Consider the following 22,515-nt stretch of genomic DNA (forward strand, 5'->3'; position numbering starts at 1 on the left):
AATCCCGAATCCCGAATCCCGAATCCCGAATCCCTAGAAGAACATCCCATCCAACGGTGAGGAGGCGCTGGCGAAGCGTTTGCGGGGGATGCGGCCGGCGCGGAAGGCCTCGCGGCCGGCCTCGATGGCCTTCTTCATGGCCGAGGCCATCAGCACCGGGTCCCTGGCGCCGGCGATCGCGGTGTTCATCAGCACACCATCGCAGCCGAGTTCCATGGCGATCGCGGCATCCGAGGCCGTGCCGACGCCGGCGTCGACCAGGATCGGCACGCTGGCGTTCTCGACGATGGTGAGGATGTTGTAGGGATTGCGGATGCCCAGTCCCGAGCCGATCGGCGCGGCCAGCGGCATCACCGCGATACAGCCCATCTCCTCGAGGCGCTTGGCGATGAGCGGGTCGTCATTGGTATAGACCATCACCTTAAAGCCATCCTTGATGAGCGTCTCGGCGGCGGCGAGCGTCTGGATGATGTCGGGAAACAGGGTCTTCTCGTCACCCAGCACCTCCAGTTTCACCAGATCACGGCCATCGAGCAGTTCGCGCGCCAGCCGGCAGGTGCGTACCGCGTCCTCGGCCGAATAGCAGCCGGCGGTATTGGGCAGGTAGGTGTATTTCGACAACGGCAGGGCGTCGAGCAGGTTTGGCTGGTTCGGATCCTGGCCGATGTTGGTGCGGCGGATCGCGACGGTGATGATCTCCGCGCCGCTGGCCTCGACCGCACGCTGCGTCTCGTCCAGGTCCTTGTACTTGCCGGTGCCGACCAGCAGACGTGATCGATACACACGCCCGGCGAGCAGCAGGCCGTCATCATTCACGCTGGCGGGTTTCATCACGCTCGACATAGTGACACTCCTTCACTGACGTAGGGTGCGTCGGCGCAGCGACGCACCATGGCGGTGGTGTGGTGCGTCAGGCTGCGCCTCGACGCACCCTGCGGGTGTGGTGCCGACCTGCCCGGATCCCGGATCCCGGATCCCGAATCCCGAATCCCGAATCCCGAATCCCGAATCCCGAATCCCGAATCCCGAATCCCGAATCCCGAATCCCGAATCCCAGCCGGCCTCAACCGCCGCCTATGGCCTGCACGATCTCGATGCGGTCGCCATCGCTCAGTGCATGTTCGGCGTAGCGGCTGCGCGGCAGGATCTCGCGGTTGATCTCCATGGCGAGGCGCCGGCCGCCAAGCTCCAGCAGTTCGACCAGCTGTGCGGCGGTCAGACCGGGCGCGACGGCGCGGGGTTCTCCATTGACAAGTATGTTCATCATCTCGGTGTGGCAGACCGGGGTCCGGCCTGCGGTCCTCGGCTTGTGGACAGGAGCCACAGATTCTAACTCAAAACGCCGGATTCGGGGGTCGGGGGTCGGGGGTCGGGATTCAGCAATCAGGATTCGGGATTCAGGATTTAGGATTCAGGGCGTTGACACCTGAACCGAGGCCGTCATGCCCTTTACCGAATCCCGAATCCCGACCCCCGGATCACTTGAGCAAGGAATGGAGCGGGTGAAGGGAATCGAACCCTCGTATGCAGCTTGGGAAGCTGCCGTTCTACCATTGAACTACACCCGCGTGGGTCTCGGATTCTACACACAACGCCGGCCGGATTTCACCTCCCCTGGGTCGGGGTCGGGATTTAGCAAACGGGGGTCGGGATTCAGGATTTGGGATTCAGGGTATTGACACCCCATCCAGAGGCCCCACACTTCTTCCCGAATCCCGAATCCCGAATCCCGAATCCCGAATCCCGAATCCCGAATCCCGAATCCCGGCACTCAGCCGGCCGGGGTGCGGCGCTCGGGGATGAGGCGCTCGCGCGCCAGGTGTTCGTGCAGTTCCAGTGGTGACAGCTTGCTCAGGTCCTTGGCCAGTTCACGGATCTCGACACCGGCCTTGAGCAGGCTGTGGAGTTCGTGGCGCAGGAAGCCCAGCACGCGCGTCTGTGCCACCAGCACCAGTTCACGGGTGGCATTGGTCGCCATCAGGCGGGCGACCTCATGGGCGATATCGCGGGCGAAGCGTCGCTCCAACTCGTTCTGGTGCTGACTGCGGTGGTCGTCGTAACCGTGCGCCGGACTGCCGCCACCGCCGCGGTTGCGCCCGGATTTGAGGTTGGTCCACAGGTCGCTGCCGGGCAGGTCCTTCTCGGGGCTGACGAGGTCGGCGATCTCGTGCAGATTGGGTCCGGACTCCATCTCCGGGAACTCCGAATCCCGCAACGTAAAGAAACGGGCACGCGAACCACCGGCAACCACGACACAATTATGGTTCATACGGGTACTCCTTCATGCAGACCTACAAGACGGCGGCGCCGGACGGTGCACGCCTGGAATGCGGGGATGGCCGGGCCCCGGGTGTCGGGGCCGGACACATCGCCGGGACGGCCATCCGGGCGAATACTGGGAAACCTGGCGGCCATACCTAAGGACATAGCCGCCCGCCCGAGGGAATTCAAGGGGGGTGGAGTCGCTACGGCTGTCGATGTCGCACCTGTGTTTTTTTCTGTCCCCGGACCCGGAACGCGGACTCAATCAAGTTTGGGCGCCCGGCGGCGCGCAAAGTTCCGCAGGCCCGTGAATGTGCCCAAGCGCATGAAAAACGGATGGTCCTGCGCGGTGGCTCGCCGCGGTGAGGGGTCTTATACTGTAAGACTCGCCGGCAGCGCGGCGACCTAATCATTGAGATAAAAGGATGTCACAGCATGGGCAAGATCCTGCGAGTGCTCGGAATTCTGGTCGCGATCCTGGTGGTACTCATCGTCGTCGCGGCGCTGGTGCTGCCGCGCGTCATCGATCCGAACAACTACCGCGACCAGATCGCCGACCTGGTGAAGGACAAGACCGGGCGTGATCTGACCATCGCCGGTGGCATCGGCTGGTCGGTGTTCCCCTGGCTGGGCGTCGAGATCGGCGCGGTGCGCCTGTCGAATGCCAAGGGCTTCGGCGAGGAGCCCTTCGCCCAGATCAACGCGGCCCAGGTGCGCGTGAAGGTGCTGCCCCTGTTACGCAAGGAAATCGAGATGTCCACGGTGGTGTTGGACGGCTTGCAATTGCGGTTGGCCAAGGACAAGAACGGGCGCACCAACTGGGACGACCTGATGAAGAAGGTCGAGGGCGCCAAGCCGGCCTCCCCCGGGAAGCCCGAGCGCCCCGCCGAGCCGTCCCGGGGCCTGCCCGTGGCGGCGCTGGCCATCGGCGGCGTCCAGATCAAGGATGCCCAGGTGCTCTGGGAGGACCGGGCCGCCGGTGTCACCCAGCGCGTCGACGGACTCAACCTCGAACTGGGCGCCATCGAGCCCGGCCAGCCGGTCGACGCGACACTCAGCCTGAAGTACAAGGGCGGCAAGCCGGAGCTGGCCGCGCAGGTCAAGCTGGCGGCGGTGGTCGCGCTGTCCGAGAGCCTCGAGCAGGTCACCATCCGCAAGCTGAAGCTGGATGTCGACGCCCAGGGCGAGTCGCTGCCGGGCGGCCGGCTGCGCGCCGATCTCGCCGCCCAGGCGGCACTCGACCTCGACAAACAGACGCTGAGCCTGACGGACCTCGTGGCCCACGCCATGGGTCTCAGCCTGCGGGGCGAGGCCCAGGGCACGGGCATCGGGGGCGATAAGCCACAGTTCGCCGGCAAGCTGCAAGTCGACGAGTTCGTACCGCGTGAGGTGCTGAAGACGCTCGGCCAGAAGCCCCCCGAGGTCAGCGACGCCACCGTGCTCGGTAAGGCCGATGCCGGATTCGCGTTCAAGGCGACCAGCGACAGCGTGAACCTGTCCGACCTCAAGCTGCGGCTCGACGACAGTCACATCACCGGTTCGCTGGGCGTCAGCAACTTCGCCAAGCCCGCCACGACCTTCGATCTGACGCTGGATGCCATCGATCTCGACCGCTACCTGCCGCCGCAGAAACCCGGCGCGGTCAAGGTGGCACCGACGCCGGCCGAGGCGGCTGCCGGCGCCGCCGGTGCCCTGCCGGTCGACACCCTGCGCGACCTGAACCTCAACGGCACCCTGAAGATCGGCACGCTCAAGGCCTTTCAGCTGCGCAGCACCGACATCCGCGTGACCATTGCCGCGAAGGACGGTCTGGTGCGGGTGCATCCGGCCAGTGCGAAGATGTACGAGGGCAGCTACGCCGGCAACGTCACACTGGACGCACGTGGCAGGGAGCCGCGCATCGCCATGGACGAAAAGCTCGCCGGCGTACAGATCGGTCCCATGCTGACGGACATGACGGGCGACGCCAAGCTCACCGGCAAGGCCGACATCGCCGTGAAGCTCGGCGCCGCCGGCAATGACACCGACGCCATGCGCCGCACCCTGAACGGTAACGCCAGCTTCTCCCTGCTCGACGGCGCCGTGAAGGGCATGGACGTGCTCGACGAGATCCGCCGCGCCTATGCGCTGGTGCGCGGCAGGCCCGTCCCGGCGGCGACCGGCACGCCCAACCAGACCGATTTCAGCGCGCTCACCGGCACCGCCGTCATCACCAACGGCCTGCTGCGCAACGACGACCTGCTGGTCAAATCGCCGCTGCTGCAACTCGCCGGCAAGGGTACCGCCAATCTGGTGGACGAGCAGATCGACTACAGCGTCACTGCCAACCTGATCGACGTGCTGGAGGGCGAGGGCGAGCTCACCGGACGGCCGATCCCGGTGCGCATCACCGGCACGTTTGACGCACCCAAGGTCAGCGTCGACATGGGGCAGGTGCTCAAGCAGGAAGTGAAGAAACAGATCGAGAAACAGATCGAGAAGAAGCTCGGCATCGGCGGTGAGGCGCAGACGGAAGGGGTGAAGCAGGACGCCCAGCAGAAGCTCGAAGAAAAGGTACAGGACAAGCTCAAGGGGCTGTTCGGTAAATGATCCATGCACCCCGGCGGAGGCGGGTGGCGGGCCTCTGCCGGGATATCTTCCGGGATATCTGCATGGCGGTGCTGTTGACCGGACATGCGTTTGCCGCGGACGTATTGAACATCGACGTGGAGCAGACCGGCAGCCGCTATGCGGTGGAGGCCGAGGCCCGCTTCGATGTGCCGGCCGCGCGCTTGCGCGCGCTGCTCACCGATTACACACACCTCGATCGCATCAACGACGCCATCCGGCGCAGCGAGGTCCTGGCGATGACCGGGCCGCAGCAGCACCGGATACGCACCGAGGCGTGGGTGTGCGTGGGGCCGTTCTGCAAGGACATCGTGCAGATCCAGGACGTGGAGGTGCTCGCCGGCGGTGACATCCTCGCCACACTGCGCCCCGAGGGCAGTAATTTCCGCTACGGCCGTGCGCACTGGCAGTTCAGCACCGCGCCGGACGGCACCCGCATGCACTTCCGCAGCGAGATCGAACCGGCCTTCTGGGTGCCCCCCTTCATCGGCCCCTGGCTGATCAAGCGCGCCCTGCAGGCAGAGGCATTGAAGAGCGTCGCCAATCTCGAACGCCTGGCGAACGAGTGACAGCCGCGAAATCCGTGCACGTGACGGTTGTTTGATCGGCGCAAAAAACCGTTGGCCACGGAAACCACAGAACAACACAGACACCTGCAAAAACCCATTGGCCACGGAAGCACACGGAAGTACACGGAATGGAAAACCTGCCACGGTACTGGCTTCATATATTTTTCGTGTCCGGAGCTATGCAGCGGCCGCACTGTTTGCGGTCTGGGCCTTTACATGAGCATTGTTTCCGTGTCGTTCCGTGTGCTTCCGTGGCCAATGGGTTTTTACATTCCGTGTACTTCCGTGTGTTTCCGTGGCCAATGATGTGTTGATCTCATGACTACCACCAGTTTCAGCGACCGGGTCCTGGCCTGGTATGACCGCCACGGGCGCAAGGATCTGCCCTGGCAGCGCACGCCCACGCCCTACCGGGTGTGGGTCTCCGAGGTGATGCTGCAGCAGACCCGGGTCGCCACCGTCATCCCGTATTTCGAGCGGTTCATGGCGCGCTTCCCGGACGTGGTCACGCTGGCCGACGCCGCGCTCGATGAGGTGCTGCACCTGTGGTCGGGGCTGGGCTATTACGCCCGTGCCCGTAACCTGCATCGGGCCGCCGGGCAGGTGCGTGGCGCCCACGGCGGCGTGTTTCCCACCGACCTCGAGGCGGTCCAGGCACTGCCCGGCATCGGCCGCTCCACCGCCGGGGCGATCCTGGCGCTGGCCTGCGGGCAACGCCACGCCATCCTCGACGGCAATGTGAAACGGGTGTTGACGCGCGTCCATGCCGTGCCCGGCTGGCCTGGTGAGGCGGCGGTACTGGCGCGGCTGTGGGCCTACGCCGAGGCCGCCACCCCGCATGTGCGGCTGGCGGACTACACCCAGGCGATGATGGACCTGGGCGCGACCGTCTGTACCCGCACCCGGCCGGACTGCGCGCGCTGCCCGCTGGCCGCCGACTGCGCGGCCCGCCGCGCCGGCAACCAGGCCGCCTACCCGGCACCGCGCCCACGGCGCGTCCTGCCGGTGCGGACCACGCAGATGCTGCTGGTGCGCGATAGCAACGGCGCGGTGTTGCTGCAGCAACGTCCACCCACTGGCATCTGGGGCGGTCTGTGGAGTTTCCCGGAGGTCGAGACACCCGATGAGATAGAGGGTGAGATTGGAGGTGAGATCGCGGACAGGATCGAGGACGAGATCGAGCGCTGGTGTCACCGCGCCCTGGGTCGGCGTATAGACCGGCCGCAGCCCTGGCCGACCCTGCGCCACACCTTCAGTCATTTCCATCTGGATATCACGCCCTGGCTGGTGGACCTGCGCGACCATCACGCGGCCACCGTGTTGGAAGGCCCGCCGACGGTCTGGTATAACACGCGCACCGCCGCCCCCGGGGGGCTGGCCGCACCGATCACCCGCTTACTGGAGGCGCTTCAGTTGGGCGGCGTGAGGAGTGAGGCGTGAGGCGTAAAGACAACACCATTTTAGCCACGGAAGCACACGGAAAAACACGGAAAAATGCTTATGTAAAGGCCCAGGTAGTAGGGTGCGTCGAGGCGTAGCCTGACGCACCGAACTTCCGCGCCACGGTGCGTCGCTGGCGCCGACGCACCCTTGTTCTGGAGGCACTCCAGCTGTTCGGCGTGAGGCGTTAGGCGCTAGGCGTAAAGACAACACCATTCTAGCCACGGAAGCACACGGAAAAACACGGAAAAACTATTGCAAAAACCGTAGCGCAGCCATTGCTCCGACGCTATGCAGCGGCCACGCCCTTTGGGGTCTGGGCCTTTACATAAGCATTTTTCCGTGTTTTTCCGTGTGCTTCCGTGGCCATAATGGGTTTCACGCCTCACTCCTCACGCCTCACTCACATAAAACCACAGGACACACGCATGCGCGGTATCATTCTGGCAGGGGGTTCGGGGACGCGGTTGTATCCGCTCACGCAGGTGGTGAGCAAGCAGCTGATGCCGGTGTACGACAAGCCGCTGGTGTATTACCCGCTGGCGACGCTGATGCTGGCGGGTATCCGCGATATCCTGCTGATCTCCACGCCGCACGATCTGCCGCACTTCCAGCGTCTGCTGGCCGACGGTGCCGCTTTCGGGCTGAACATCCAGTATGCCGAGCAACCGACGCCGGGCGGGCTGGCGCAGGCCTTCCTCATCGGCGAGCGCTTCGTCGGTAATTCGCCGTCCAGCCTGGTGCTGGGCGACAACATCTTCTACGGTCACGGGCTCGGCACCAACCTCAAGCGTGCGGCGGCGACCGAGCGCGGCGCGACGGTGTTCGCCTACCGGGTGCGTGATCCCGAACGCTACGGTGTGGTCGAGTTCGACGCGGCGGGGCGTGCCATCAGCATCGTCGAAAAGCCCCGGGCGCCGCGCTCGCACTTCGCCGTGACCGGTCTGTACTTCTACGACAACCAGGTGGTCGACATCGCCAAGTCGCTTACACCCTCGCCGCGTGGCGAGCTGGAGATCACCGATGTCAACCGCACCTACCTCGAACAGGCCGGGCTCAATGTCGAGGTGCTCGGCCGCGGCACCGCCTGGCTGGATACCGGCACACACGAGTCCCTGCTGCAGGCCGCAAACTTCATCGAGGCCATCGAACAGCGCCAGGGGCTGAAGGTCGCCTGTATCGAGGAGATCGCCTACCGCATGGGCTACATCGACGCCGAACAGCTGGAGCGCCTGGCGCAGCCGCTGGTGAACAGCGGCTACGGCCGCTATCTGCGCGACGTGCTGGAAGAGACGCAGGGCGCACGATGAAGGTCATCGAGACGGAGCTGCCCGGCGTACTCATCGTCGAACCGACGGTGCATGGCGACGAGCGCGGCTTCTTCCAGGAGACCTACCACGCCCAGCGCTACGCCGAGGCCGGCATCGCACTGCCCTTCGTACAGGACAACCATTCGCGCTCCGGCCCCGGCATCCTGCGCGGACTGCACTATCAGCTACGCCACCCGCAGGGCAAACTGGTGCGCGTCACCCAGGGCGTGGCCTTCGATGTCGCGGTCGACATCCGCACGGGTTCGCCCACCTTCGGGCGCTGGGTCGGCGTGACGCTGTCGGAGGAGAACTTCCGCCAGCTCTATGTGCCGCCCGGGTTTGCGCACGGCTTCTGCGCGCTGAGCGCACGGGTGGATTTCCTCTACAAATGCACCGACTACTACCGCCCGGACGACGAGCGCGGCGTGATCTGGAACGACCCCGACATCGGCATCGTCTGGCCCGCGGTCGATGGCGACTACCGGCTGTCCGACAAGGATTGCCGCAATCCACGCCTGCGCGACCTGGACGCCGATCTGCCGCGGTACGGGGAACGGCCATGAAGGTGCTGGTCACCGGTGGCGAGGGCCAGCTCGGCACTGAACTGTGTCTGCGGCTGCGTGCCGCGGGGCACGCGCCGATCGCCTTCACGCGGGCGCAGGCGGACTTCACGCAGCCCGAGGCGCTGCGCGCGGCGATCGCGGGGCAGCGCGCCGACTGGGTGATCAACTGCGCCGCCCACACCGCCGTCGACAAGGCCGAGGCCGAGGCCGAACGCGCCTACGCCGTCAACCGCGATGGTGCGGGCGCGCTGGCCGCGGCGGTCGCCGGGTATGGCGGGCGGCTGCTGCACCTCTCCACCGATTTCATCTTCGACGGCACGCAATCGCACCCCTACCGCGAGGACGACGTGCCCAATCCGCTGGGCGTCTACGGCGCCTCGAAATGGGCGGGCGAGCAGGCGGTGTGCGCGGCGCTGCCCGCTGCCGTCATCGTACGCACCGCCTGGGTGCATGGCGCGCACGGCCCCAATTTCGTCAAGACCATGCTGCGGCTGGCGGCCGAGCGCGACGAGCTCAGCGTCGTCGACGATCAGATCGGCACGCCGAGCTGGACCGGCGACATCGCCGCCGCGCTGATCGCACTGCTGGATGCGGATGCGCGCGGCGTCTATCACTTCACCAACGAGGGCGTCGCCTCCTGGTACGATTTCGCGGTGGCGATCCTCGCCGAAGCGCATGCGTTGGGCTTTCCCATCACGGCACGACAGGTGCGGCCGATCCCGACCACGGCCTATCCCACACCGGCACGACGGCCGGCCTATTCGGTGCTGGACAAACAAAAGATACGCGCACTGCTGGGACGACCGATCCCGCACTGGCGCGAATCACTCATCACGATGTTGCGGGAGTTACGGACATGAAGCGGTTGCTGGTCACCGGCGGTGCCGGGTTCATCGGCTCGAATTTCGTGCGCTATTGGCTGGAGCGGCATCCGGACGACCGGCTGGTCAACCTGGACGCGCTCACCTACGCCGGCAATCTCGAGAACCTGGCCGACATCGAGGGGCGGCCCAACTACCGCTTCGTGCAGGGCGGTATCGGTGACCGTACCCTGGTGGAGCAGTTGTTGCGCGAGGAGGGCATCGACACGGTAGTGAACTTCGCCGCCGAATCGCACGTCGACCGCTCCATCCTCGGGCCGGATGCCTTCATCCAGACTAACATCCACGGCACCTTCGCCCTGCTGGAGGTGGCGCGCGCCGTCTGGGGCGACGCAGTGGAGGGACGGCGCTTCCTGCAGGTATCGACCGACGAGGTGTACGGCAGCCTGGGCCCGGACGCTGCGCCCTTCACCGAGACGCATCCGTATCAGCCGAACAGCCCGTATTCCGCCTCGAAGGCGGCCGCCGATCACCTGGTGCGCGCCTATCATCACACCTACGGCCTGCCGGTGGTGACCACCAGCTGTTCCAACAACTACGGGCCCTATCAGTTTCCCGAGAAACTCATCCCGCTGGTGATCCTGAACGCGCTCGAGGGCAAGCCGCTGCCGCTGTATGGCGATGGCCGCAACATCCGCGACTGGCTGTACGTCGAGGATCACTGCAGCGGCATCGAGGCGGTACTCGAGCGCGGCCGCCTCGGCGGGGTCTACAACATCGGCGGCAACAACGAGTGGACCAACCTCGACATCGTCCACCGCATCTGCGACCGGCTAGACGTACTGCGCCCGGGACCGAAGCCCTATCGCGAACTCATCACCTTCGTGCGCGACCGCCCCGGCCACGACCGCCGCTACGCCATGGATTCCTCCAGGATGCAGCGCGAACTCGGCTGGACCCCGGCACACCAGTTCGAAACCGGCATCGAGGCAACCCTGGACTGGTACCTCGCCCACCTCGACTGGTGCGACCGCGTGCGCTCAGGCGAATACCGCCAGTACCTGCGGACGCAGTATGGGTGAGGTGTGAGGAGTGAAACCCATTATGGCCACGGAAACACACGGAAGCACACGGAAGAACACGGAAAAGGGCTATTGCAAAAACCGTAACGCGGCCACTGGCCCGGTGCTACGTAGCGGCCACCCCGTTTGAGGCCTGGGCCTTTACATGAGTACTTTTTTCCGTGTTCTTCCGTGTGTTTCCGTGGCCAAAAATCTTTTGATCTCACGCCTCACGCCTCACTCCGCCCTGCGGGCGGGGATTCCTTGACTTACCCGGGTGCCACCGGTTTAATACGCCTTCTCTCGGGCTAGGTAGCTCAGTTGGTAGAGCAGGTGACTGAAAATCACCGTGTCGGCGGTTCGATTCCGTCCCTGGCCACCACTAGTTTTCGCTTACTATCAAAGGGCTGCCTGAATTCGGCGGCCCTTTTCCGTTGTGGGGACGGCAGATGGACAGCGAACGGGTACGCATCGACGAACTGATGGCCCGCAGCGGGGTCGGCTTCGGCACCAGCGGGGCGCGCGGGCGGGTGGTCGAGTTGACCGCGCCGGTCTGTTACGCCTACACGCGCGGGTTCCTGCAGCACCTGGAGGCGGCGGCCGGCCTGCGGGCCGGTAGCGGCGTCGCCATCGCCGGCGATCTGCGCGCGAGCACGCCGGCCATCATGGCGGCCATCGCCGCGGCCTGTGTCGATGCCGGTTACCGGCCGATCAACTGCGGCTTCATCCCCTCGCCGGCGGTCGCCGCCTACGGCATCGGCCGCGGCATCCCGTCCATCATGGTCACCGGCAGCCACATCCCGGACGACCGCAACGGCATCAAATTCAACACCGCCCAAGGCGAGATCCTCAAGGATGACGAGGCCGGCATCCGTGCGCAGACGGTCGCGCTGCCGGCGCAGGTCCGCACCGATGCACTGCCGCCGGTCGATGACCAGGCACGCGCCGACTATGTGCGCCGCTATCGGGACTTCTTCGGCAGCGGCGCGCTCACGGGGATGCGCGTCGCGGTCTACGAGCATTCGGGTGTGGCGCGCGATCTGCTGGGCGAGATCCTCGCCGGCCTGGGTGCGGAGGTGCTGCGCCTGGGGCGTTCCGAGGTCTTCATGCCGGTCGACACCGAGGCGATCCGTCCCGAGGACGTCGCACTGGCGCGGCAGTGGGCGGAGGAACACCGCTTCGCTGCCATCGTCTCCACCGACGGCGACGCCGACCGTCCGCTGATCGGTACCGAACGCGGCGACTGGCTGCGCGGCGACGTCGTCGGCGTGCTGTGTGCGCAGGCCCTGGGGATCACCGCGGTGGCCACACCAGTGAGCAGCAATTCCGTGGTCGAGGCCTGCGGCAGCTTCGCCCGCGTCGAGCGCACGCGCATCGGCTCACCCTTCGTGATCGCCGGCATGCAGGCACTGCAGGCCGCGGGGCACGCGGCCGTCGCCGGTTACGAGGCGAACGGCGGCTTTCTGCTGGCCTCCGCCATCGGGTCCGCTAGCGGGTCTGGCATCGGGTCTGGCATCGAGTCCGGCACCGAGACTGGAATAGGGCGCGACGGCCGCCGCCTGTCCGCGCTGCCGACGCGCGATGCCGTACTGCCCATCCTGGCGCTGCTGGCCGAGGCGCATGCGCGCAGCGTTCCGTTGAGCGCGCTCGGTGCCGATCTGCCGCCGCGCTTCACCGCCAGCGACCGGCTGCAGGACTACCCTACCGAGCGCTCGCGCGCCCTCATCGAGGCACTCAACGCCGGCGGCACGGTAGCGATGGAGCGGCTGTTCGGGAGTCTGTGCGGCAAGGTGGCATCCATCGACACCACCGACGGCCTGCGCATGCGCTTCGACAACGGCGAGATCGTACACCTGCGCCCCTCCGGCAACGCCCCCGAGTTCCGCTGCTACAACGAGGCCGATTCCGAGTTGCGCGCCGCAGAGCTGAACCGCGCCTGCCTGGAGGTGCTGCGGCACGCGGCCGGCTGACGCAGGAAGAGAGAGGGGGACGGTTTAGAATCTGCCGCCCTTGTCAGCCAGACGCAGGCAAAAAAATGGCCACGGAAGCACACGGAACAACACGGAAATGTTTAATCGTAGGGTGCGTCGAGGAGTGAGGCGTGAGGCGTAAAACCCATGATGGCCACGGAAACACACGGAAGCACACGGAATGCAAAACCCGTAGACCATACAGGCTGCGGTTGGACTTTACGGAGAGATAGATTCTTCTTTGGCGGCGGCTTGTTTTGGCGACACACGGTCACCGAATAGACGGTTTTCACAATAACCTTTTCCGTGTTTTTCCGTGTGCTTCCGTGGCCAAAATCGGGTTTGGGTTTTACGCCTCACGCCTCACGCTGCATCCCGCACGCTGGCGTGGATGACGATCTCGTCGAACGGTGCCGTGAGGCGGCCGCGGGCGTCTTTTTCCAGCAGGCCCAGCTCCAGCAGTTCCCGCACGTCGGTATGCACATTCTTGTAGTCACGCTCCACTGCCTGGGCCAGTTGCCGGGTATTGAGTGCCTCGTTCGCGGCGATGAACCGGACCAGCTCCAGGCGTTTTTCCGTGATCGCGGAGAAGAGTTCCCGCAGGCTGCCGAAGGCGATGCGTGGCGTAAGGTCGTCGCCGGCCAGTGTCCGCCGCCACGTTTGCGCGAAGGCATCCAACGCGGCCTGCGGTTTCAAGATTTCGAATTCGATACGGCTCATTCAGTCCACCTCCACCCAGCGCGGCACTTGTAGTGAAAGAGCTTCCGTGCTCGCATGATGGTACGTTAGACCATAAATATTATGGTGTCAAAGACCATCATGGTTTCGTGTGTGGGCCGACACAAACATCCGCCACGGAAACACACGGAAATATTTAGTCGTAGGGTGCGTCGAGGCGTAGCCTGACGCACCAAAATTCCCGCCTGTGAGCGGAGTGAGGCGTGAGGAGGAAAATCTGTTATTGGCCACGGAATCCACGGAACAACACGGAAAAATTGCTCTTATAAAAGCCCAGACTTCACGCGATGCGGTCGTTGTATGGCGCCGAGCCAATGGCCACGCTACGGTTTTTGCAATAGTTTTCCGTGTTGTTCCGTGGATTCCGTGGCCATATTGTCCCGACAGCCACTGCGGCGCTGTTTCTACCTTGGCACTGGTTTGATTATCGCCTGACCTCTGCTAACCTTAGTCGAACTTAGTCCGCTGGAGTTGTGAGGGCGTTATGGATCATCAGATCAACATTCACGAAGCCAAGACGCAGATGTCGAAACTCATCGAACGGGCACAAGGCGGGGAGGAGTTCATCATCGCCAAGGCGGGCAAACCCGTTGCACGTATCGTCCCGCTCGCAAAGACGAAGCGTACGCTGGGAATCCTGAACGGAAAAATTCGTATCCCGGAGGACTTCAATGCGCCCTTGCCCGAAGCGGTTCTGGCCGATTTCGAAGGGCGCGGCTGATGCGGTTCCTGCTGGATACGCATGTGCTGCTGTGGGCGGTGGGTGACAGCGGGCGTTTGCCGGAAACCACGCGCAACTGGCTGGAAGACGGCAACAACGAGGTCTTTTTCAGCGCGGCCAGTCTTTGGGAGATTGCCATCAAGGCGTCGCTGGGCCGGGAGGATTTTCAGATCGATCCGGGGCAGATACTGGAGGCCATGCCGGAAACCGGCTTTACTGAACTGCCCATCCGTGCACGGCACGCCGTGGAAGTCAGTCGCCTCCCACCGATCCACAAAGATCCTTTCGACCGACTACTGGTCGCGCAGAGCAGGGTAGAGCCGATGCTGCTCCTGACCAACGACGAATTGCTGGCAGAGTACACAGACAATGTGCGTCTGCTCCGCTAAGGGGTGACGGACGGGGGATAGATTTAAATCTGTCAAAAAATGGCCACGGAAGCACACGGAAATACACGGAATGCAAAACCCCATCGTGGCCTGACACCTGTAGGAGCGGCATTCCTGCCGCGATTCCGGAGGGATCGCTCACCCAATCCAATCGCGCCAGGAATGGCGCTCCTACATCAAAAACTCTTCTGTGTATTTCCGTGTATTTCCATGGCTAAACTCGGGTTTGAGTTTTACGCCTAACGCCTAAAGCCTAACGCCTAACGCCTAACGCCTAACGCCTAACGCCTAACGCCTAACGCCTAACGCCTCACGCCTCACGCCTCACGCCACAGGCGCGGAATTTTGGTGCGTCAGGCTGCGCCTCGACGCACCCTACCGGGGGTTTTGCCATAAGCATTTTTTCCGTGTTGTTCCGTGTGCTTCCGTGGCTGAAATCGGGCTCAGGTTTTGCTCCTCACTCCTCGCCACGGTGCGTCGCTGATGCGGCTCGCGCGCGTATCCGTAGCCCGGATATCCCTACGTGCCAGGCGGTGCAGCAGATTTATCCGTATCTGTTGAAGGAGGGCTATTTGGAGGGATGAGGTGGCATCCTCGGTGCGTATCACCTATATTTCCTTTATTCCTTACTTCCGTGGATCCTTGCTCATGCTTGCCAAGAAGACATCCAAGAACCAGATCACCCTGCCGAAGGCGGTCGCGGACCTCTTTCCGGACACCACCTACTTCGATGTCCGTGCGGAAGAGGGCCGGATCGTGCTGGTGCCCCTGCGGCCGGGCCGGGCGGAGGAGGTGCGGACGAAACTGGAGGCGCTGGGCATCCGCGAGGCGGACGTCGCCGATGCCATCGACTGGGCCCGGCGCAAGTGAGCCATCGGGTCGTGTTCGACACCAATACCGTGGTGTCGGCACTGCTGTTCGAGAACGGACAGCTGGCATGGCTGCGGGGTGCCTGGGCGGAGCGTGCGCTGATACCGGTGGTCTGCAAGGAAACCGTCGCGGAGTTGCTGCGCGTGCTGGCCTACCCGAAGTTCCGGCTCAATCGCGCGGAGATCGACGAACTGCTCGGCGATTTTCTCCCCTTTGCGGAGATTGCCGACGTGAAGGCTGAGGATCTGCCCGCCCGCCGCGATCCGCAGGACCGCGTGTTCCTCGCCCTCGCCGAGCAGACGGGCGCCGCCGCGCTGGTTACGGGTGACAGCGATCTGCTCGAATTGCGCGGGTCGTTTCCAGTGCGGATCCTGACGCCGGCCGAGTGTAAGGAATGGGTGCATTCTTGAGAGGCACGACCGCAAAGGTTTCGATGGGGTTTTGCCATAAGCATTTTTTCCGTGTTATTCCGTGTGCTTCCGTGGCCAAAATCGGCTTTAGCTTTTGCTCCTCACTCCTCACTCCCCACTCCACGCCACATCTCCTCCTTTACCCTTTCCCACAGAACCCCTACTATCAGGCGACGACGGCCGCCGAGCGAGAGAGGACCCCGAGGTCCCGTGGCAGGCACTACCCCGTTCCCGGAGAAGGCGGGGGTAATCCTACAATAAGAGACTGATCAGGATGGAGTTTCAGATTCAGCCGCACGGCGGCGTGCCGGTCGATCTGCGGGTCGACGCGGAGCGTGCCGAGGCGCTCAAGCAGGCCTCCCGCGATTTCCCCTCCCTGACCCTGAGCCGGCGCCAGGTCTGCGACCTGGAGTTGCTACTCAGCGGCGGCTTCGCGCCGCTGCACGGCTTCATGGATCAGGCGGCCTACGAGGGCGTGGTCGAGCGCCTGCGTCTGCCCGACGGGACCCTGTGGCCGATCCCGATCGTCCTCGATGTACCGGCTAACTTCGCCGAAAAGATGCAACCTGGCAGAAAAATCGCCCTACGCGACGCCGAGGGCTTCATGCCCGCCGTGCTCACCTTCCAGGACGCCTGGCGGCCCGACAGACGGCACGAGGCCGAGGCCGTCTACGGCACCGACTCCGACCGGCACCCCGGCGTGCGACACCTCTACGAGCAGGTCCAGGATACCTATATATATGGGACCCTCGAGGGCATCGAGCTGCCGGCCCATCACGATTTCGAGAACCTCTGGGACACACCGGCCGAACTGCGCGCCCTGTTCAGGAAGATGGGCTGGCGCCGCGTGGTCGCCTTCCAGACCAGCAAGCCCATGCACCGCCTGCAGCGCGACCTCACCCTGCAGGCCGCCAAGGACATCGGCGGCCACATCCTGCTGCACCCGACCGTCGGCATGACCAAGCCCGGCGACCTGCACTACTACGCGCGCGTGCACTGCTATCAGGCGATCCGCCGCCACTTCCCGCACAACCTCGCCGCGCTGTCGCTGCTGCCGCTGGCCATGCGCATGGCCGGCCCGCGCGAGGCGCTGTGGCACGCCCTCGTGCACCAGAACTACGGCTGCTCGCACATGATCGTCGGCCCCAAGCACGCCTATCCGCCGCCGGGCAACGGCCGCAACGGCCCCAGCGGCTCCAGCGCCGGCAGCGGCCAGGGCGCTGCCGGTGAAGACTTCTACGCCCCCTACGCCGCCCACGAGCTGCTCCAGCAGCACCAGGACGAGCTGAACATCCAGATCCTGCCCCTCGAGGCGCAGTGCTACGTCCCCAGCAAGGACCGTTTCCTGCCGGTGTCGAAGATCAAGGCGCAGCAGCTCGACTGCAGCGAATACACCGACGCCCAGTTGAAGAAGGACCTGGCGCTGGGCGAGGACATCCCCGACTGGTTCAGCTACCCCGAGGTCGTGCGCGAACTGCGCCGCGTCTATCCGCCGCGCGGCCGCCAGGGCCTGACGCTGTTCTTCACCGGCCTGTCCGGCTCGGGCAAGTCCACGCTCGCCAAGATCATCTATGCCAAGCTGCTGGAGGCCGGCGGCCGTCCCGTGTCACTGCTCGACGGCGACATCGTGCGCCAGCACCTGTCGAGCGAACTGGGGTTCTCCAAGCACCACCGCGACCTGAACATCCGCCGCATCGGCTTCGTCGCCAGCGAGATCACCAAGAACGGCGGCGTCGCCATCTGCGCCCCCATCGCGCCCTATCACAAGATGCGCCAGGCGGTGCGCGACATGATCGAGGACCACGGCGCCTTCATCGAGATCCACGTCGCCACGCCGCTGGAGGTCTGCGAGGCACGCGACCGCAAGGGCCTGTACGCCAAGGCGCGGCAAGGGCTGATCCCCGAGTTCACCGGCATCAGCGACCCCTACGAGGTGCCGGAGGCGCCGGAGCTGTGCATCGACACCTCGGGCATGCAGCCGATGGAGGCGGTGCAGGAGATTTATTTGTATTTGCTGAAAGAGGGGTATCTGGCAGAGTAACAGGGTGACGGGGCTGGTTGGGCGTGTCCAAGTCAGCCAGACGCTCAAGGAGAATTGTCGTCATGAGTAATCTCGATCGTATTACCGTAAACCCGGAGGTGTGCGGCGGCCGTCCGTGCATACGTGGGCTGCGTATCCGCGTGAAGGATGTCCTTGAAATGCTGGCAGGTGGTGCGACCTCCGAGGATATCCTCCGGGATTATCCGTACCTGGAAGCAGCCGACATCGCTGCGGCGCTGGAGTACGCGGCACGGCAATCGGACCATCCGGTCCTACGGGTGGCCTGACGAGATGCGATTCCTGGTCGACGCGCAGTTCAACGGGGTCAGACTCAGTTCAATGGCAGTTCAACAGTTCAATGGGGTCAGACTCGATTGATCAGAAGGTGATCAATCGAGTCTGACCCCATTGAACTGCCATTGAACTGCCACCGGCAGTGAAACCGTCGCATTCGGCCCCCGCTACATGGCCATGCCGGTCAGTGCGTTGTGGCGTATGGCGGGCTGATGCGGAGGGCGGGATGACAGAGGGCGGGGCGTTGCAGGAGATTTATTTGTATTTGCTGAAAGAGGGGTATCTGGAGGGGTGAAAGTGGCAGCACCCACACACGGCACTCCACGCACCCGTAGGAGCGGCATTCCTGCCGCGATCGCCGCCCGCCATGAAGGAGCAGGCGGAAGGTGAGGCGCTTGCGCCGAGAAGCTGCCCTGGGCCGTGTCCACGAACTACCACGACATTGAACACGAAACCCGTTATGAGCGTCGCCTGAATGATTGCCAGAATGACGTCCAAGAACCAGATCACCCTGCCGAAAGCGGTCGCGGATCTCTTTCCGGGCACCACCTGCTTCGATGTGCGCGCGGCCGCGCAGCGGTTCAGTACGTTCAACCCTACGGTGTTCGGCTCCGTGCTACATGGTGAAGACCGCGAGGGCGGCGACCTCGACTTGCTCGTCGATCCCCTGCCCAGCGTGACTCTGCTCGATCTCGGCGGATTGCAGGTGGAACTGGAAGAGATGCTCGGCGTGCCGGTCGATCTCCCGACTCCGGGTGATCTGCCGCCGAAGTACCGCCAGAAAGTACTGTCGGAAGCCAGGCCCGTATGAGCGAGGATGCCCGGCCTGATTATATCGACCACATGCCGGTGTCCGACAAGCCGGCTTCTGGGTGGACAAACCTTCTGAACGCTTCGAGGCGATAACCGTGTTGCGATCGTTGCGCCGTGCATCGGCATCGGAATTCGGCATCAACGTTCGGCGCCTCGTCGTAGGAAACGGTCTGGGTCAAGCGATTACGCTCTTGTCGACGCTGGTCGTCGCGCGACTGTTCGACCCTGATGATTTCGGGGTTGCCGCGTTGTTTGTGTCGGTAACGATGATGGCTTCCGTGGTCGGAAGCCTGAGATATGACCAGGCAATCATCTTGCCGGAGTCCGACAGTATCGCAGCGCGGTTGCTGGTGCTGGCTATGCTGCTTGCGTTTGCGAGTGCCGGCGCGTTCATGGTTGCGGTGGCAGTTCTGGCGTGGCTCGCACCGGAATTCGCCTGGGTGGAACAGCTTGGACCCTGGCTCTACGCCGTTCCGCTGGGTGCGCTCCTGATGGCGTTGTTCTACGCACTGTCGGCTTGGCACATGCGAAAGAAGGATTTTGGTCGGCTTGCGGCTGCGCCAGTCGCGCTCAGCACAGCCACAGCGGGTGGCCGCATAGGGCTCGGATTCTGGTGGGGGTCATCAGTTGCGGGATTGATACTGGGGACACTCATGGGTGTGGTGGCGCAGCTGTATGTGGTCACCACAGGCGTGCGCGGCGCCCTGCCCTCTGGCGGTGGCGGGTCGCCACCGAGAAGTGGGTTGTGGCAGCTTGCGCGGGAATACCGTGAGTTTCCGTTCTATGCGGCTCCCGCCGCGTTGGTGAAACAGGTCGGCGAGAATCTGCCCATCCTGCTGCTGTCGGTGATGTTCACACCCGCGGTGGTGGGTTTTTATGCGGTGGCCAACCGAATGATCCGCTTACCGGTGGGTGTGGTAAGCGAGTCGTTGCGCAAAGTCTACCTGCAGCGCGCTGCGCAACGGCTGAACAACGGCGCGACGTTGCGGGGCGACCTGCTCAAGGTGACGATCGGGATGCTGGGTATCGGTGCGCTCCCGGCCGCGTTTATCGTAGTGGCGGGGCCGTGGCTGTTCGGGCTGTTGCTCGGTGACCGATGGGTGACAGCGGGCGAGTACAGCAGAATTCTGGCGCCCTGGCTGTTGGCGATGTTTGCGGCCGCGCCGGCATCCACAGCGTACATCGTTCTGCGTCGCCAGTCCCTGTGGCTGCGCATGCAGACCGGACGCACGATCCTGATGGGAGGTGCGTTGTACCTGCCTTATTTTTTTGGGCGAGAAGCCGTCGATTGCCTGATCACTTTCATGGTTGCAGGGGTATTTGCCAATGTGAGTGTCATAGTGGCAGCGATTGGGTTGTGCTTCTATCACGATCGCTATGTGGTGCCAAAATTGCGAGTAGCTGCTGGGCCTTCCTCAATGACAAAACAAAATGTGAATAAATTCTGAAGGTGGCGGAAAGGAAAATGGTACGGAAGATCGATAGACCAATATTCTTTATAGGCGTTCCACGCAGCGGAACAACTATCCTTTTCGAAGCTGTGGCCAAGCATCCAGATATAGGTGGTCCGCTAACTTATCATGAACGTTGGCCGTGGTTGCTCGGCACGGGGGCGTTGCTACCCCTTCTCGACAACAAAGTGCTTGGGCTCCAGGGCCGGAAGAAGCAACATGGTGGGGTCATACCAGGGAATAGGTTGTTGCCGCAGCACGCCGAAGCTTATTCGTTCTGGACACATTATGCTCGTCCCGATTTTGCGCGCAGTTACCTACTTGGCATTCATGCCACTTCCGCCGATCAGGTACGGATACACAAGGTGCTCCGGCGATTATTGGCCTGGGAATGTCGTTCCAGGTTTGCCACAAAGCTTACCGGACCGGCACGCATTGGTTATCTACATTCACTTTTTCCAGATGCCTGCTTCATTCATGTGATTCGTGATGGTCGTGCTGTCGTCCACTCGTTGCTCAATGTTGCGTTTTGGCGTAGGGGCGGCGGGTTGGTTAATCCGTGGTGGAATCCCGGGTTTCCATCGACATATGTAGAATACTGGGAGCATGAAGGGCGGAGGCCTGAGATTTTGGCTGCCCTGCAATGGCGCAACATTATCGAGACTACTCGCAAGGAAGCTGCATCTTTGGCTGAAAATAAATACATGGAGATACGCTACGAAGAGTTTCTCGAGTATCCTCATCAGGTACTGTCGAGTATATACAGCTTCGTCGGCCTTCGGGACGCCGAGCGGGCACATGTTTATCTGCGCGAGCATCCGCCGCTGCGTGCCCTAAACCAAAAATATGCATCTGAAATGTCACGCGATGCGATTTGCAAAATGACGCTCGCCATGGAACCGTGGCTTGGAAGACTCAGCTATGGCGGAAGCGTGGCCATGGCGGAAGATGTTGGTCGAGATGCCAATTTGGGTAATACGGCTGAGGTATCGGGCACGTAAGCAGCCTTGGATTGGGCATAAATTCAGGCGAAGCCCATCTTAATGAACATATGGCTGCGAGTTTTCAATGCCGAGATTTTTAGTTACCGGTGGTGTGTAGCGAGATGAATCACTCACGTTGAGTGAGGGCTTTGAGTCAAATCATAGTATGGGTGGGCTGCGCCGAAATTGGCTGTTGATCGTGCAGCAATGGTTGTCTCCAACAAGATTGAGGGAGTGCTATGGAAAGGCAGTGTTTGCCGTGTGCAGGGCTTATCGAGGATATGAACGCGTTTCTACCTCGGCTGACGTAAACTTGCGGTAATCCGCAGAAAGAAGTTGCTACGAGTGTGTGGTCACTTGTTCGCTTACGCCCCCACCGTGGTTGAGCGCTGACCTTCGGCAGTTACCTTAGGAGAAAGTCATGACGCTAAGGCACAATGCTCGCAGACTAAAAAACAAGATCGATTTTTTTATCTTCAAATTTCGGAGCAGCGGAAAAGAGAAGTTTGAGTGCCCGGTTTGCGAGTATACAGGTCCTTTCATGGACGTCGCGCCCTCCACCGGCCTAAGAAAACACGCCAAATGCCCGAATTGCAGTGCCGCGGAAAGGCAACGAATTCAATTCCTGGTCGTCAAAAAGCTTCTAAGTGACATAAGCGCAACGGATATGAAGATGCTTCACTTTGCCCCTGAGCCATTCTTCCGAGAGTATTTCTCAAAGCGGTTCGGTCAATATGAAAGCGCTGACTTAAATATGAAAGATGTTGATCACAATGTTGATCTGCAGCAGCTCCCATTCGACAGTGGTAGCTATGATTTTGTTTTTGCCTCACACGTGTTAGAACACATCCCTGATGACGAAAAGGCGATTTCAGAAATACGCAGAGTCTTAAAGCCGAACGGAATAGCTATTCTTCCCGTTCCGATAGTTGCAGAACAAACAGTCGAGTATCCAGAGCCAAATCCTCATGAAGACTATCATGTTCGAGCGCCCGGAGTTGACTATTTCGACAAATATGAACGCTACTTTTCGCGAGTAGAGAGATTCAGTTCTGATTCGCTTCCTGAGAAACATCAGCTCTTTGTCTTTGAAGATAGAAGCCAGTGGCCGACAAAAAAGTGCCCTTTACGCCCTGCTATGTCGGGTGAAAAGCACATTGATGTTGTTCCTGTATGTTATGTCTGAGTTACGGTTTGCAGTC

22 protein-coding genes and 2 tRNA genes are annotated in these 22,515 nt (G+C 62.7%); 19 read left to right on the forward strand and 5 right to left on the reverse strand.

Annotated features, from left to right (window positions below; translation table 11 throughout):
- Nucleotides 1-33 precede the first annotated feature (33 nt).
- The 4 genes from K8I04_15810 to K8I04_15825 all read right to left on the reverse strand — a co-directional run bounded on the left by K8I04_15810 (nucleotide 34) and on the right by K8I04_15825 (nucleotide 2,269).
- Complete coding sequence (locus K8I04_15810) at nucleotides 34-831, reverse strand: thiazole synthase (protein ID MBZ0073181.1); 798 nt, start codon at nucleotides 829-831, stop codon at nucleotides 34-36.
- Nucleotides 832-1,063: 232 nt separating this feature from the next.
- Nucleotides 1,064-1,264: a sulfur carrier protein ThiS gene (thiS, locus tag K8I04_15815; protein ID MBZ0073182.1), complete on the reverse strand. Its 201-nt coding sequence runs from the start codon at nucleotides 1,262-1,264 to the stop codon at nucleotides 1,064-1,066.
- Nucleotides 1,265-1,494: 230 nt separating this feature from the next.
- A tRNA-Gly gene (locus K8I04_15820) sits at nucleotides 1,495-1,568 on the reverse strand.
- Nucleotides 1,569-1,771: 203 nt separating this feature from the next.
- The gene (locus K8I04_15825) at nucleotides 1,772-2,269 is read right to left on the reverse strand and encodes a host attachment protein (protein MBZ0073183.1); all 498 of its coding nucleotides are present in this window, start codon (nucleotides 2,267-2,269) and stop codon (nucleotides 1,772-1,774) included.
- A gap of 428 nt (nucleotides 2,270-2,697) precedes the next feature.
- Here K8I04_15825 and K8I04_15830 point away from each other — a divergent pair, with 428 nt between their 5' ends.
- The 9 genes from K8I04_15830 (at nucleotide 2,698) to K8I04_15870 (ending at nucleotide 12,603) form a co-directional block, all read left to right on the forward strand.
- Entirely contained in the window at nucleotides 2,698-4,851 is a 2,154-nt protein-coding gene (locus K8I04_15830; protein MBZ0073184.1) for an AsmA family protein, read from the forward strand.
- Between the two features lie 62 nt (nucleotides 4,852-4,913).
- Nucleotides 4,914-5,438, forward strand: coding sequence for an SRPBCC family protein (locus K8I04_15835; GenBank protein ID MBZ0073185.1), 525 nt, complete (start codon nucleotides 4,914-4,916; stop codon nucleotides 5,436-5,438).
- 318 nt (nucleotides 5,439-5,756) lie between these two features.
- Complete coding sequence (gene mutY / locus K8I04_15840) at nucleotides 5,757-6,878, forward strand: A/G-specific adenine glycosylase (GenBank protein ID MBZ0073186.1); 1,122 nt, start codon at nucleotides 5,757-5,759, stop codon at nucleotides 6,876-6,878.
- 428 nt (nucleotides 6,879-7,306) lie between these two features.
- A complete protein-coding gene (rfbA, locus tag K8I04_15845; protein ID MBZ0073187.1) occupies nucleotides 7,307-8,188 on the forward strand; it encodes a glucose-1-phosphate thymidylyltransferase RfbA in 882 nt (293 codons plus the stop codon).
- Nucleotides 8,185-8,751, forward strand: a complete 567-nt coding sequence (gene rfbC, locus K8I04_15850) for a dTDP-4-dehydrorhamnose 3,5-epimerase (protein ID MBZ0073188.1) — start codon at nucleotides 8,185-8,187, stop codon at nucleotides 8,749-8,751. The genes rfbA and rfbC overlap by 4 nt, the downstream gene beginning before the upstream one ends.
- Nucleotides 8,748-9,611: a dTDP-4-dehydrorhamnose reductase gene (rfbD, locus tag K8I04_15855; GenBank protein MBZ0073189.1), complete on the forward strand. Its 864-nt coding sequence runs from the start codon at nucleotides 8,748-8,750 to the stop codon at nucleotides 9,609-9,611. Before rfbC ends, rfbD begins: the two co-directional genes overlap by 4 nt.
- The gene (rfbB, locus tag K8I04_15860) at nucleotides 9,608-10,654 is read left to right on the forward strand and encodes a dTDP-glucose 4,6-dehydratase (protein MBZ0073190.1); all 1,047 of its coding nucleotides are present in this window, start codon (nucleotides 9,608-9,610) and stop codon (nucleotides 10,652-10,654) included. The genes rfbD and rfbB overlap by 4 nt, the downstream gene beginning before the upstream one ends.
- Nucleotides 10,655-10,939: 285 nt before the next feature.
- Nucleotides 10,940-11,015: transfer RNA gene (locus tag K8I04_15865), tRNA-Phe, on the forward strand.
- Between the two features lie 67 nt (nucleotides 11,016-11,082).
- Nucleotides 11,083-12,603: a phosphomannomutase gene (locus tag K8I04_15870; GenBank protein ID MBZ0073191.1), complete on the forward strand. Its 1,521-nt coding sequence runs from the start codon at nucleotides 11,083-11,085 to the stop codon at nucleotides 12,601-12,603.
- Nucleotides 12,604-12,966: 363 nt separating this feature from the next.
- On the opposite strand, the gene K8I04_15875 is transcribed toward K8I04_15870, so the two are convergent.
- Complete coding sequence (locus tag K8I04_15875) at nucleotides 12,967-13,323, reverse strand: hypothetical protein (GenBank protein MBZ0073192.1); 357 nt, start codon at nucleotides 13,321-13,323, stop codon at nucleotides 12,967-12,969.
- 502 nt (nucleotides 13,324-13,825) lie between these two features.
- Here K8I04_15875 and K8I04_15880 point away from each other — a divergent pair.
- From K8I04_15880 to K8I04_15925, 10 genes are all read left to right on the forward strand, one after another.
- The gene (locus tag K8I04_15880) at nucleotides 13,826-14,062 is read left to right on the forward strand and encodes a type II toxin-antitoxin system Phd/YefM family antitoxin (protein ID MBZ0073193.1); all 237 of its coding nucleotides are present in this window, start codon (nucleotides 13,826-13,828) and stop codon (nucleotides 14,060-14,062) included.
- Nucleotides 14,062-14,451, forward strand: a complete 390-nt coding sequence (locus K8I04_15885; protein ID MBZ0073194.1) for a type II toxin-antitoxin system VapC family toxin — start codon at nucleotides 14,062-14,064, stop codon at nucleotides 14,449-14,451. Before K8I04_15880 ends, K8I04_15885 begins: the two co-directional genes overlap by 1 nt.
- A gap of 648 nt (nucleotides 14,452-15,099) precedes the next feature.
- Complete coding sequence (locus K8I04_15890) at nucleotides 15,100-15,321, forward strand: AbrB/MazE/SpoVT family DNA-binding domain-containing protein (protein ID MBZ0073195.1); 222 nt, start codon at nucleotides 15,100-15,102, stop codon at nucleotides 15,319-15,321.
- A complete protein-coding gene (locus K8I04_15895; protein ID MBZ0073196.1) occupies nucleotides 15,318-15,731 on the forward strand; it encodes a putative toxin-antitoxin system toxin component, PIN family in 414 nt (137 codons plus the stop codon). Before K8I04_15890 ends, K8I04_15895 begins: the two co-directional genes overlap by 4 nt.
- Before the next feature lie 274 nt (nucleotides 15,732-16,005).
- Nucleotides 16,006-17,772 carry a bifunctional sulfate adenylyltransferase/adenylylsulfate kinase gene (locus tag K8I04_15900; protein MBZ0073197.1) on the forward strand — a complete coding sequence of 589 codons (1,767 nt, stop codon included), beginning with the start codon at nucleotides 16,006-16,008 and terminating at the stop codon, nucleotides 17,770-17,772.
- 62 nt (nucleotides 17,773-17,834) lie between these two features.
- Nucleotides 17,835-18,059, forward strand: coding sequence for a DUF433 domain-containing protein (locus tag K8I04_15905; protein ID MBZ0073198.1), 225 nt, complete (start codon nucleotides 17,835-17,837; stop codon nucleotides 18,057-18,059).
- A 494-nt stretch (nucleotides 18,060-18,553) separates the two neighbouring features.
- The gene (locus K8I04_15910; GenBank protein MBZ0073199.1) at nucleotides 18,554-18,877 is read left to right on the forward strand and encodes a nucleotidyltransferase family protein; all 324 of its coding nucleotides are present in this window, start codon (nucleotides 18,554-18,556) and stop codon (nucleotides 18,875-18,877) included.
- Between the two features lie 61 nt (nucleotides 18,878-18,938).
- Nucleotides 18,939-20,327 carry an oligosaccharide flippase family protein gene (locus K8I04_15915; GenBank protein ID MBZ0073200.1) on the forward strand — a complete coding sequence of 463 codons (1,389 nt, stop codon included), beginning with the start codon at nucleotides 18,939-18,941 and terminating at the stop codon, nucleotides 20,325-20,327.
- A 17-nt stretch (nucleotides 20,328-20,344) separates the two neighbouring features.
- Nucleotides 20,345-21,331, forward strand: a complete 987-nt coding sequence (locus K8I04_15920) for a sulfotransferase (GenBank protein MBZ0073201.1) — start codon at nucleotides 20,345-20,347, stop codon at nucleotides 21,329-21,331.
- Between the two features lie 403 nt (nucleotides 21,332-21,734).
- Complete coding sequence (locus K8I04_15925) at nucleotides 21,735-22,499, forward strand: methyltransferase domain-containing protein (GenBank protein ID MBZ0073202.1); 765 nt, start codon at nucleotides 21,735-21,737, stop codon at nucleotides 22,497-22,499.
- The last annotated feature ends 16 nt before the right edge of the window (nucleotides 22,500-22,515 follow it).

It is taken from the genome of Gammaproteobacteria bacterium (genome assembly GCA_019911805.1).
Lineage (GTDB): Bacteria > Pseudomonadota > Gammaproteobacteria > Thiohalobacterales > Thiohalobacteraceae > JAHJQQ01.